Here is an 11,569-nt window from a genome sequence, read left to right as displayed (position 1 = left end):
ACCCGGGGCGGTTCAACCCGGCAGCGGTGGATGCTGGCCCGCCGCAGTATCAGCACGCCCGACGAGACCGCCTACTACCTTGCCTACGCTCCGCTGGAGGCCACCGTCGCCGACCTGGTCCGAGTCGCCGGATGCCGCTGGAAGATCGAGGAGTGCTTCCAGAGCGCGAAGAACGAGTGCGGCCTGGACCAGTATGAGGTCCGCCGCTACGTCGGCTGGTACCGGCACATCACCCTGGCCATGCTCGCCCACGCGTTCCTTGCGGCGATGGCCGTGCAGGAGCGCGAAAAAGGGGTGTCGAGGCCGACACACCCGACCTCGTGGACCTCACACCAGCCGAGATCTGTCGTCTGCTGGCAGCTCAACCCCGCCGCCATCCTGCACGCCGCGACCACGCGGTGAACTGGTCCCGATGGAGGCGTCGTCACCAGGCACGTGCCCGACGCTGTCATTACATGCGGCGCGGACACACGTTGGTGGGACGGCCGGCCCAAGACCGCCCCGCGCATGTCCAACCCCCACTACACTCCCCATCGCCGCCGTTGACCAGGCCAAATACAGAAGTCCGGCTGGAGTACTAATACTCCAGTCCGGTTTCGTGATCTATCCAACAGGTTAGTCGAGGGATCGCCGTCGGTAGTGGCTGCGGCGGGCTGTTGCCTGGTGGCGTCTGCGCCAGGTGGACCAGTACAGCAGTCTGGCTGCGGTCATGGCCGGTGGGTTGAGTACGGCGGCAAGGAGGTGGCGGATCTCCGGGACGGTCAAGGAGATCGGGTCGCTGCCGTGGGCCGGGGGGGGGGTGCCGGTCGGGGGCCGTGCTGGCGGCGACGGCGCTCAGGAAGGCCAGGGGGAGCATGGCAAGGGTGATGTGCCGGTGCCATGAGGTCCAGTGCCTGACCTGGTAGTGGTCGAGGCCGACGTGGCTCTTGGCTGCCTGGAAGCACTCGTCGACGCTCCAGCGGATGCCGGCGACGCGGACCAGTTCGGCCAGTGTCACCGCGGTGGGTGACCAGCAGATGTAGAAGGCGAGTTCGCCGGTGGTGCGGTTGCGGCGGATTAGCAGATGGCGGTGGCTGCCGCTGCCGACGTGGACCCAAGCCCAGTCGTAATAGCGCTGGCCCTTTGCACCTCTTCCAGCACTGTGCCGTTGCTATGCCGTGGCGGGCAGGCGGTGTGCGAGGACGTCGGCGCGGATGACGGTGCGGCCTCGGTTGCTCCGGACCCGGGCGGAGCAGGCGACGGCCAGCACGTAGCCGATGCCGCGTGCCTCCGGTTCGGGCCGCAGATGGGGGTCCTGGCCGTAGGCTTCGTCGCCGGTCACCCAGGAGGCGGTGATGCCGACTCCAGCGCGGCGGCAATCATCTCCCCGGCCAGGCGGGGCTTGGTCGCGAACTCCGCTGCCTCGGGTATCCCGGCCTCGTGGCGGCGCTCGGGGTCGGTGCACCAGGAGTGCCTGGGCAGGTAGAGCCGGCGGTCGATCAGGGCCCGCCCCCGTTCGGTGGCCAGGGCGAGGAATACGCCGACCTGGGAGTTCTCGATGCGTCCTGCGGTGCCGGTGTACTGCCGTTGCACGCCTGCCGAGGCGTGCCCCTTCTTCACGAAGCCGGTCTCGTCCACGATGAGTACCGCGCCGTCGGTGCCGAGATGGTCGGCGGCGTAGGCACGCAGGTCGTCGCGGACGGCATCGGCGTCCCAGCGGGCGTAGCGCAGCAGGCGCTGCATCGGCCCGGGCCGGGCGAGTCCGGCCTGCTCGGCCAGCTGCCAGCAGTTCTTCCGCTCGACACTCGACAGCAGCCCGAGCAGATAGGCGCGGGCGGTCGCTCGTGGCTCAACTCGACCGAACCGTCCCGCGATCCGGGCCATGACCTGGTCGAACATCGCCCGCCAACGGACAGGGTCTACGCTATGGCCCGGGGCCACCGCACGATCTTCAGGTGTCCACACAACCCCCGATAATCACGCGGTGGCCGTACCCGTTCCCAGCCGGGTCCGCAGCAAGATCGCGAAGTCAGACTGGAGTACTAAGACGGTATGCGCCTGGTACGTCTCGAACGCCTGTCCTCTCGCCATAGTGCTCCTCCACGGGTAGCCGTTTCGACGCCCGGACCGCCGAGCTCAGGTGCTAGGCGTCCGCCGGGATGGCAGGGGCAGCACGCGTGCTGATTCCGCGTTCTGCTCGGTCAGCGCCTCGTACTCCAGCGCCATCAGGTTGATCACGGCGGCGTACGTCTGGACTCGCTCCTCAAGCTCCGAGCAGTAGCGCTGCAGTTCCGTATGCCGTCGACGCAGGTCGTCCCGTTCCTCGACCGTCTTCTGGTGTGAGCCGCGGGAGTCCTCCGCCTGGCGGACGCGGGCCTGGAAGAGGTCGCGCAGGTCGGTGTGCCGGTGGGTCAACTGCCAGCGTCTGACATCGGCTTCGATGGCGAGTTGGGAGACGCTGAGGCGGCCGGTGGAGCGCTCGGGGGAGCCGGAGAGCATTCGGTCCATGGCGGCCAGGATGGCTTTTCGGACCGGGTCGGTCTCGGGCGCGGTGGTGGGGGAGTCCGTCATCGGGTCGGTTTCCTGCCCTCGTGGTGAGTGTCAAGGATTGCTTGCAGACGGGCGAGTTCGTGCTGGTCGCGTGCGTGACGGATGGGCGGGGCGAGGGGGTCGGAGACGGTCTCTTCGAGTTTGGCCACCTGCTGTTCGATGTGGGCGATGTCGCGGTCGGTGCGGGCGAGGCAGCGGCAGTTGGGCCGGCAGTCGTCGATGTCGGGGGTGACCAGGGGATCGTCGGCGGTGCCGCGCAGCTGGCAGGCGGCGGTGGCCGGGTTGAGGACGCAGGTCATGCCGCGGCCGTGGTGGATCTGCAGCAGGGGGTTGCCGAGCAGATCACGGGACTGGCCGGCGCTGGTCAGGACGCGTCCGGCGAACGTGCGGTGGGCTGCTGTCACGCGGTGGTGGTAGGCGTCGGCGGCAGGGCCGCTCACGTGCTCGCCGGCGGCCAGGGCGCGTTGGTCCTCGGCTGCGGTCTCCATCCGGTACAGCCAGTCCTCGAAGGCGTATTCGTCGGGGAATCCGGACGCGTAAGAGCCCGCGTAGCCCTGCAACATCTGGACGTGGACATGGCCGTACTGGATGGCTGCGGCGACCAGGCCGCGCGGGCGGCGGCGGATGAACCAGGCCAGGGTGCGGCGGAAGCGGGACGGGGCGAGGTTGCCGTGCCGGTCTTCGGGGATGGCGTCGGCGCGGTCGCCATGGGCGCAGTACGCGTTGATCCACCGGGTGAAGTCGGTGATGTCCTCGGCCGCGGTCTGGACGTCCCGTGCCGTGCCCAGACGGGTGGTGGAACGGCGGTAGTTTTCGATGTACGTGGGGAAGAGCAGCTCGCTGGCGTGCAGCCGCTGAAGGACTTCGACGGCTGTGGCCACCGGGGCCACCACCACCCACGGGTCGGCCCGCTCCTCACCCTGGGGGAGCTTGTTGCCGTCGGCGTCCACGGCGCCCTTGTAGTAGCGCCCGCGCATCAGCCACTGTCCGGTATCGGGGTCCTTGCGCAGGCAGTCGCGGCGCAGGGAGAGCACTTCCCCGGGGCGGGCGCCGGATAGGTAGGCGATGACGATGAAACACGCCGTGCTCAACAGCCGTGCCAGCTGGGGCGCTTCGTGATAGTCGACGGGGGTCGCACGCCACGGGGTTCCGTCGAGGAGCCCGGTGATGGGGGTGTCCAGGGGGATGCCGGGGCTGATCGGCACGCCTGATTCGGCGATCAGGCGTCCGGTGTCGGTGTATCTGGTTCCGCTGGAGCTGGCGAAGAGCCGCTCGATGTGCCGCCAGTCGATCTGCACCCGTCCGTCCTTGGCAGTGTGCCCGGGCAGACGACCTCCCTGGGAGCGCAGCTTGTCGAGGTACGTGGTCACCTCCCGGCGCAGCTGACCTGGGCGGCAGCCGCCCCGATCCCGCTGGTGGCGTGGGCGGTTGAGGAGTTCCGGGCTTCGTCCGTGCAAGCGGGTGTGCTCGGCGTGCGCGGACAGGATGTCCGCTGCGAAGTCCTCGACGAACCGCAGAGCCCACAGCAGCAGCGCCTGCATCGTCCGTTCGTAGATGCGCGGGGTGCGGTTCTCCAGGTCCTGGCGGACCTGCTGGAACAGGTCGCGGGGGTCCTCGCCGTTCCACGGCGGGGCCGCAGGGAGGCGCAAGCAGGTCGGGAACACCTCGCGGTGGGCCCACAGACGCCGTACCTCGCCCACGCGTCGGTACTTGCGGTCCAGCCCGATGTGCGCGTCCTGGAGATCGGCGAGGTAGCGGTCCAGATGGGCCGTGGTGACCTGCGCGAAGGACGTCAGCTGGTGGCGGTTGAGCCACCGTACGAATGCCTTGAGGTTGGGAAACAGATGGGCGATGGAGAGCGGGGCCAGCCGTTCCCCGCGAGCATGGCGCATGCTGCGGGTCTCGGGAAGATTCAGCAGCTGCCACACGTAGTGCTTCACCTCCAGCCGCCAAGAGGCCGGGACAGGGGCGAAGTTCAGACTTACGGTCTTGGTGTAGTCCTCGAAGATGGCCGACGTCAGATGCCACCGGTCATCGGCGAACTTTGAGAGCGCCGCAGGGTCCGTGCCCGGCCGCACCTCTCGGCGTAGCAGCACCAGCGTGTTCGGTGCGGGCCACTCCGAGCTCTCAGGAAGACCGTCCGGCACGCCGCCCCGGACCAGCGCGATGGCGGATCGGCTCATCATCGAAGGTCGAGCTCCCTGTCGAGGAATCGGGTCACCAGGGCCCGGTCGGCGTCGGTGACGGCGGCCCGCGCGTCGTCGAGGGCCGTCTTGGAGTGCCGAGAGAGCAGATCGGCGAGCTGGGCGTGCGGGGCGGCGAACCGCTGGGCCCACTGCAGCGCGGGCAACTGTGCGCGCCGCTCGGCGATCCGGTCGTGCACCAGGACCTGGATGGGCAGATGGCGGGGGAGTGCCCGAGCACACGGGCAGTCCAGGCACTGCATGAACGACGCCCGGCACGGCTGCCCTGCCGGCGCATGATGTCCTCCGGTGTTGTCCGCGCAGGCGTTCATCACGGTGTCGAGTTCGCCGTCGATCATCCGCTTCAGCGTGGCCACGTCCACGCCGCACATCGCGGCGACCTCTTCCGGCTCCTCCTGCGCCCGCCGCAGGTCGTTCTCGGTGAAGGTGGCCATCACACCGTGCACCTTCGCCTTGGCCACCTCCGTCGCGAGGGCGTCGGCCACCACCTTCTGGTACTCGGCGAGATTGCCTCGGTTGCGGGCCAGATATGTGGTCGCCAGTGTCCGTTCCGAATGCGCCACCGGTCGTTGGTGCAGTTCCACGTGGGTCAGCCGGATGATGCCCAGCGTGACCCGCAGCGGCACCGGCCTTCCTTCCGCGTCCTTCTTGTCCGCCACCAGCCCGTGAGCGTGGGCCCAGGGCCGGACCATGTCGGCCGAGAACCTTTCCGACAGCTGCGGACGGCCGGGACTGCCCTGCGCCTGTCGCACCAACAGGCGCTGCGAGGCGCTCAACTCCCGTGATCTGGCTGTCAGTTCATGCAGGAGGGCGTAAAGGCCGAACGCGGTGTGCAGTTCGTCGCGTGTCGACACGCTCTGCGGATCGTCCGGGATGCTGATCCAGTCGGGCACCTGGGAGAGGACCAGGCTCATGTGCTGATGACGGTCCCGACGCGGTTTGCGCCCCGCCACGATCGCCGTACTGACGTCTCCGACGTAACCGTCTGCACGATGATGCGCCGCCGGCATCGACAGGACCACGCTCGGTTCTCACCCGTGAGCACCCCCATCAGCACCGCGCCCGCCAGAGCCTCACGCTGCGAGAGGTGCAGCCATGACACGACATCCGCCACCTCGCCGTACCGCTTCACCCACGGCAGCGGCGCCTCCCGCCCGTGGCACTCGGCCCACGCACGTGGCACATCCCCCGCCCGGTCCACGCTCTCCAGCAGCTCCATGCGCCGCTGTACGACGAGATCGCCGTCGGGAAGTTCCCCGGCCCGCCAGGCCCGCAGGCTCTCCCGGTTACCGCGAATCCGGGTGGACGCAGCGCGCAGATCAGCCCGGGCCGCCTCCGCGACCCGCTTCCACTCCGCCCGGCTCAGGCTCTCCTTGCGGTGCCCCTCGGCCCGGCGCGGCCCTTGCTCGCCCAGCTTTCCGCGCATCGCCTCGCTGAGGCCCTCCGCGTGGGCCAGCAGCAGCTTGACGTGCTCCAGATCGCGCGCCGCCGAGACGAAGCCGCTCCGGCTCTCCAAGACCCCGTCCAGGTGCTCGGGCATCAGGTGCTCCGGCAGGACCGGACGCCACACCAAGGTGGCCACGTGCTCGGCCAGCTGGACCACCGCCCGATACGCCAAATTCATGGCGTCGAGCGAGGTCAGCCCACCGCCCGGCGCCGTCCGCGAGGCGAACGCCCTGGCCAGCATCTCCTTGAGCTCTCGCGACACTCCAAGTCGCGAGAAGTCGTAGTCCTTGGACGTACCGGTCGCCTCGTCGAAACAGCGGACCGTCAACGAGTCACCGGACTGGCACAGACCCCAGGCCCGCTCCGCCCCAGCCTGAGGTAGCGTGGCCTGACGCCCCCGGCGGCTCACCGCACCGCCAGCGGATCCGTACGCACCCGAGGATGACCGGCGAAGACATCCGCCATGAACCGCTCCACTGGGAATCCGTCGGCGTGCCGCAGCAGCAGCTCCACCTCAAGATTGCGAAACGGCTCCAGATAGACGTTCTTGGTCGTCTCCACCCGCCGGTGCCCCAGCATCGTCTGCACCAGATGCCAGTGGTCACCGAATTGCTCGCGGAAATCCCGAGTCTCCTCCTGGGACAGGTGCCCCAGCTGCCGCGCTTGCACCAGCTTGGCGACCGCGTACCACTTCAGCGCCAGCGAGTGCCGCAGCATGTGCGGCGTACACCTGAAGTCCTCAAGGCCCAGCGCGGCGATCCGCTGGTTCGCGGTCTCGAACGTGTGATGCCACCCGTGCCCGTCCCTGGGCAGCCCGTCCTCGTTCAGCCACAGAGCCAGCGGCTCAAGCCCCTGCCGCGTAGGCCGGAACAGCAGCTTGCGGGCCGTGGGATCCAGATCGTTCCACGCCGTCGTCTTCCGCTCGCCGTCCTCAGTCTCCAGCGTCACCGTGCGACGTCCCTCCACGCCGACCGCGACCTGGCGCTCAGGCACCCGCTCGTAGCGGCCCGCCATCTGCGCGCGCCGCACCGCCCGCGCCCGGGATCCCTCCACGTACGACAGCACGTCCGAGAGCACCGCACGGGGCATCCAGTACGTGTGCCCGTAGCCGCCCTTCGCGCACGCGTCCGCCAGCACACACGTGTAATAGCCCCGGCCTCGAGTCTCCTCCGGGAGCTCCGGCAGCACCACGCTCGCCCACTCCGACAACCGCAGCCCGGTGCCGTACAGGCCGTCGGCGAACACACCGTCCCGCTGCTGGTTACGGCCGCCCCACGCGGCATCCTCGCGACCGTCCAGATCCAGCCCGCGCAGCCCCAGATCCCGCCACCGCGCATAGCCGTCCGGGTCCAGCCACTTCACGTCCTCCTGCTTGCGGCCACGGCTGTTCTCCAACTCCTCGAAGGGGTTGACCACGTGGAATCGGCCGCCCACCCACCGGTAGAACGTCTTCAGCCCTGCGGCATCCCGGTAGAACGAGCTGCGCTGCACCCGCTGCGGGTTCCGCGGATCCGTCACCCGCCAGAACTGAAACTCCCGCGCGTCATCCTCAGTCGCCTCCCACCAGCCGCGATCCAGCGACAACAGGAAGTTCAACCACAAACACACCGAGTACGCGTAGTCCCGGTTCGTCCGCACCGCGCGGCCCCGCATCTTCGCCGAGGAGAAGAACGCGTTCACCCGAAGATCAGGGCGGCCATCAGGACCGATCAGAAACCACTGCCCATGCGCGCCGCCCGAGGCCACGACCCAGGCGACGAGATCGGCCGCGTACCGGGTGCACGCCTCCGGGAGCGGAACCCGCGTCCCCTTCTTCAGGTCGTACCGGTACGCATGCCAGCGCCCGCTGCTCATTCCCACCGTGCTCACGCACGGCATAACGCCATACCGAGCAACAGGTCACTGGCTACAGAACGATGGGGAAGACGTAGGAGAAGTTCCCGAAGCCCTTCTTGAGGGCCAATTCGCGGACGGCCGCGTACGAACCGGCGAAGCCGATGCCGGCGATGATCACGGCGCCGGCCACGACCACACCGATGAGAACGCGGTGCATCCGAGTCAGCTGAAGTGGCGCGGCCACCCGTGCTCCCCTCCCCTTGCGTGTTGTTGCGCGCAACAGGGTGGCACATGTGTGCGGAGGACGGGTGGCCGGTTCCCGTCGGGCTTGTTCAGCTCTTCGAAACGGGCTTCTTGGACGGCGACTTCGATGCGTCGTCCGAGGGGGCCTTGGACGCCGACTTCGAGGGGGAGCCGGACGGGGACTTGGACGGGGCGCCGCTCGCCTTGGCGCCGCCCGCGCCGTTCGCCTCGGACACCGCCGCCACCGCCTCCTTGGCGGCCTTCTTCGCGTCCTTCATCAGGTCGTCGGCGCTCGGGCTCTTGTCGCCCGCCAGGCCGGCGCCGTTGTAGTCGAGGGTGACGACGACGTTCTCGACGCGTGCCACGACCGTCTGCTGCTTGAAGGTGCCTTCCTTCTTCTTCAGCTCGTAGCGCACGGCCGTCGCCTCGTCGCCCGTCCCGGGCACCGGCTCCGACTTGGCGCTCTTGGCACCCTCCACGGCCTGGGCGTCCTGGACCTGCTTCTCGAAGTACTTCTGGGCCAGCTTGTCGGCCGGGCCGCGGCTGACGTCCGACTCGAAGCGCAGCATCGACACGTTCAGCCAGCGGAACTGCGAGCCCTTGACGCCGTTGTTGTCGAGGCTGTTCCAGGAGCAGTTGCCGCGGGTCGAGATGTCGTCCGACTTGCCCTCCTTGCCGGACTTGCCCTCCGGGACGAGGTTTTCCAGCGTCTTCTTCGACAGAGCCTTGCAGGGCTCCGGAAGCTTGCCGTACGCCGCCGCCTGCACGGTCGGCGACGGGCTCGCGGACGCCGAGGCGGCGGCCTTCGCGGCCTTGTCCGTGCTGTCGCCGGAGCCGGAGTCCGAGGAGCAGCCGGCGGCGACCAGCATCACGGGGACGGCGGCCGCGCAGACAAGGACGCGGTTGAGTCGCTTCGCTCGCTGGTCTCGGTCTCGCTGTGCTCGTCGCTGCATGGTTCCTTCACTCATGACGCTCGTGGTTCCTGCGGTCGGAACGGGTCCGAGTGGTCACGGTACGCGGTGAGGCCGCTGTGTGTTCTTCCTTCGGGTGCTTTGCGCGTGCGCGTGAAGGGCGCGTGAAGGGGGCTCAGTCGCTCAGCGAGTCGGCCAGCCGCGAGGCCAGTTTCCGGGCCCTGTCCTGCATTTCCTTGCTGTCCGGGACGACGCCGACGGTGGCCGGCTGCTCGGCGTACTCGATGGTCACGATGACGTTCGACGTGCGGAATGCCACAGTCACCGTCCGCTGCTTGGCCGTCGAACCGGAGCTGCTCAGCTCGTCGTCGAGGAAGGCCTCATCGCCGACGTCCTCCAGGACACGGGGCTGGAGATCGGTCGGGGCGGCGGAGGCGGACGCCGAGGGGGACGAGGTGCCGGACGGGGACGGGGAGCCGCTCGGGGCGGTGGAGGAACCGCCGGCCGGGGTGTTGCCGGCGGCCGGCGACTCGGTGGCGGTCGACTCGGTGGCGGTCGGCTCGGGCAGGTGGGCCGCCGCCTCCTTCTCCGCGAAGAGCTGCTCGGCCTGGCTGTCGTCGCTGACCGCGCTGTCGTAGGAGACGACCCGTTCGAAGTCGACGAGCAGGTGGTCGGTGGCTTGCTGTGAGTCGACCTTCCACTGGCAGCCGACCTTGCGGTCGGTGTCGTACGTGACCGTCGCCTCGCCCTCGTACGCCTTCTCGCGCTGCTCCCCGTCGGTGATCTGGCGGATACCGGGCAGGAGTTCGTCGAGGGAGCTGTGGCCGACGGCGCCGCAGGGCTCGGGCAGCGTGCGGTACCGGCCCGGCTCGGCGGCGGCCGAGGCCGTGCCCGTGCCGCCCTGGTTGGAGTCGTCCGTCGGGCCGCCGTCGCCGGAACCGCCGGTGCAGCCGGCCAGCAGGGCCGCGAGGAGCGCGGCGATGCCGGGTGCGTACGCCTTCCGTTGCACGTGGTGGCTCCTCTCGACGCGGATATTGACTTGCCGCCGCGGGGCGGCCGGTGAACACAATGTGTATCGCACGCACTGCCGTGGACGCCGGTCCGGATTCCCTTTCGTAGACCTTGGCTCCGGTATTTGCTGTTGAGGACTTCTGTTCGCTTACGGGGGATTGAGGACGCTATGTCGTATGTAGAGATACCTGGTGCGAAAGTACCGATCCGGATGTGGACCGACCCGGCCGCGGTCGAGGGCTCCGCACTCCAGCAGCTCCAGAACGTCGCCACGCTGCCCTGGATCAAGGGCCTCGCCGTCATGCCCGACGTGCACTACGGCAAGGGCGCGACGGTCGGCTCGGTCATCGCCATGCAGGGTGCGGTGTGCCCGGCGGCGGTGGGCGTCGACATCGGCTGCGGAATGTCGGCGGTGAAGACGTCCCTGACGGCGAACGACCTGCCCGGGGATCTGTCCCGGCTGCGGTCGCGGGTCGAGCAGGTGATTCCGGTGGGGCGCGGGATGCATGACGATCCCGTCGACCCGGGGCGGTTCCATGGGCTGGCCACGGCCGGGTGGGACGACTTCTGGGGGCGGTTCGACGGGGTTGCGGAGGCGGTCAAGTTCCGTGCGGAACGTGCCACCAAGCAGATGGGAACGCTCGGCGGGGGCAACCACTTTGTCGAGATCTGCACGGATACAACCGGTTCTGTCTGGCTGATGCTCCACTCCGGTTCTCGCAACATCGGCAAGGAACTGGCCGAGCATCACATCGGCGTGGCCCAGAAGCTCCCGCACAACCAGGGCCTGGTCGACCGCGACCTCGCCGTCTTCGTCGCGGACACCCCGCAGATGGCGGCGTACCGCAACGACCTGTTCTGGGCGCAGGAGTACGCGAAGTACAACCGCTCGATCATGATGGCACTCCTGAAGGACGTGATCCGCAAGGAGTTCAAGAAGGCGAAGCCGACCTTCGAGCCGGAGATCAGCGCGCACCACAACTACGTGGCCGAGGAGCGCTACGACGGGATGGACCTGCTCGTGACCCGCAAGGGCGCGATCCGGGCCGGCTCCGGCGAGTACGGGATCATCCCCGGCTCCATGGGCACGGGTTCGTACATCGTGAAGGGCCTCGGGAACGACAAGTCCTTCAATTCCGCCTCGCATGGCGCGGGCCGGCGCATGAGCCGCAACGCGGCCAAGCGCCGGTTCTCGACGAAGGACCTGGAGGAGCAGACCCGGGGCGTGGAGTGCCGCAAGGACTCCGGTGTCGTGGACGAGATCCCCGGCGCCTACAAGCCGATCGAGCAGGTCATCGACCAGCAGCGGGACCTGGTGGAGGTCGTGGCGAAGCTGAAGCAGGTCGTGTGCGTGAAGGGCTGAGCCGCCCTCGGGTGAGGGGCTGCCCT

Annotated in this window: 8 protein-coding genes and 3 pseudogenes; 2 read left to right on the top strand and 9 right to left on the bottom strand. The window is 68.8% G+C overall.

Annotation, left to right across the window (positions count from 1 at the left end):
* Positions 1-108: 108 nt before the first annotated feature.
* Positions 109-402: pseudogene (locus ACIBNA_RS35390) on the top strand (IS701 family transposase); the annotation flags it as partial.
* Between the two features lie 213 nt (positions 403-615).
* Here the strand turns inward: ACIBNA_RS35390 and ACIBNA_RS35385 are convergent.
* The 9 genes and pseudogenes from ACIBNA_RS35385 to ACIBNA_RS35345 form a co-directional block, all read right to left on the bottom strand.
* Positions 616-1,863 (bottom strand): annotated as a pseudogene (locus tag ACIBNA_RS35385) (IS701 family transposase).
* A 252-nt stretch (positions 1,864-2,115) separates the two neighbouring features.
* Positions 2,116-2,550 carry a hypothetical protein gene (locus ACIBNA_RS35380; protein WP_399169274.1) on the bottom strand — a complete coding sequence of 145 codons (435 nt, stop codon included), beginning with the start codon at positions 2,548-2,550 and terminating at the stop codon, positions 2,116-2,118.
* The gene (locus tag ACIBNA_RS35375; RefSeq protein WP_399169273.1) at positions 2,547-4,715 is read right to left on the bottom strand and encodes a hypothetical protein; all 2,169 of its coding nucleotides are present in this window, start codon (positions 4,713-4,715) and stop codon (positions 2,547-2,549) included. The genes ACIBNA_RS35380 and ACIBNA_RS35375 overlap by 4 nt, the downstream gene beginning before the upstream one ends.
* Positions 4,712-5,647, bottom strand: coding sequence for a hypothetical protein (locus tag ACIBNA_RS35370; protein ID WP_399169272.1), 936 nt, complete (start codon positions 5,645-5,647; stop codon positions 4,712-4,714). The genes ACIBNA_RS35375 and ACIBNA_RS35370 overlap by 4 nt, the downstream gene beginning before the upstream one ends.
* Positions 5,644-6,507, bottom strand: a complete 864-nt coding sequence (locus ACIBNA_RS35365) for a hypothetical protein (protein ID WP_399169271.1) — start codon at positions 6,505-6,507, stop codon at positions 5,644-5,646. The genes ACIBNA_RS35370 and ACIBNA_RS35365 overlap by 4 nt, the downstream gene beginning before the upstream one ends.
* A gap of 77 nt (positions 6,508-6,584) precedes the next feature.
* Entirely contained in the window at positions 6,585-8,033 is a 1,449-nt protein-coding gene (locus ACIBNA_RS35360) for an integrase (protein WP_399169270.1), read from the bottom strand.
* A gap of 61 nt (positions 8,034-8,094) precedes the next feature.
* A pseudogene (locus ACIBNA_RS35355) lies at positions 8,095-8,259 on the bottom strand (DUF2637 domain-containing protein); the annotation flags it as partial.
* Positions 8,260-8,347: 88 nt separating this feature from the next.
* The gene (locus ACIBNA_RS35350; protein ID WP_399169269.1) at positions 8,348-9,226 is read right to left on the bottom strand and encodes a DUF3558 family protein; all 879 of its coding nucleotides are present in this window, start codon (positions 9,224-9,226) and stop codon (positions 8,348-8,350) included.
* Positions 9,227-9,344: 118 nt separating this feature from the next.
* Positions 9,345-10,178 (bottom strand): DUF3558 domain-containing protein, encoded by an 834-nt coding sequence (locus ACIBNA_RS35345; protein WP_399169268.1) that lies wholly within the window; start codon positions 10,176-10,178, stop codon positions 9,345-9,347.
* 171 nt (positions 10,179-10,349) lie between these two features.
* Between ACIBNA_RS35345 and ACIBNA_RS35340 the strand changes: the two genes are divergently transcribed.
* Complete coding sequence (locus ACIBNA_RS35340) at positions 10,350-11,543, top strand: RtcB family protein (RefSeq protein ID WP_399169266.1); 1,194 nt, start codon at positions 10,350-10,352, stop codon at positions 11,541-11,543.
* The last annotated feature ends 26 nt before the right edge of the window (positions 11,544-11,569 follow it).

This window comes from Streptomyces sp. NPDC050164 (assembly GCF_044459945.1).
In the GTDB taxonomy this organism is placed as follows: Bacteria; Actinomycetota; Actinomycetes; order Streptomycetales; family Streptomycetaceae; genus Streptomyces; species Streptomyces coeruleorubidus_A.
This window is presented reverse-complemented; position numbering and strand designations above follow the sequence as displayed.

Excerpts from the sequence above, each read along its gene's own strand:
- ACIBNA_RS35380 (WP_399169274.1), bottom strand. The coding sequence starts at position 2,550 with ATGACGGACTCCCCCACCACCGCGCCCGAGACCGACCCGGTCCGAAAA.
- ACIBNA_RS35375 (WP_399169273.1), bottom strand. The coding sequence starts at position 4,715 with ATGATGAGCCGATCCGCCATCGCGCTGGTCCGGGGCGGCGTGCCGGAC.
- ACIBNA_RS35350 (WP_399169269.1), bottom strand. The coding sequence starts at position 9,226 with ATGAGTGAAGGAACCATGCAGCGACGAGCACAGCGAGACCGAGACCAG.
- ACIBNA_RS35360 (WP_399169270.1), bottom strand. The coding sequence starts at position 8,033 with ATGAGCAGCGGGCGCTGGCATGCGTACCGGTACGACCTGAAGAAGGGG.
- ACIBNA_RS35370 (WP_399169272.1), bottom strand. The coding sequence starts at position 5,647 with ATGAGCCTGGTCCTCTCCCAGGTGCCCGACTGGATCAGCATCCCGGAC.
- ACIBNA_RS35340 (WP_399169266.1), top strand. The coding sequence starts at position 10,350 with ATGTCGTATGTAGAGATACCTGGTGCGAAAGTACCGATCCGGATGTGG.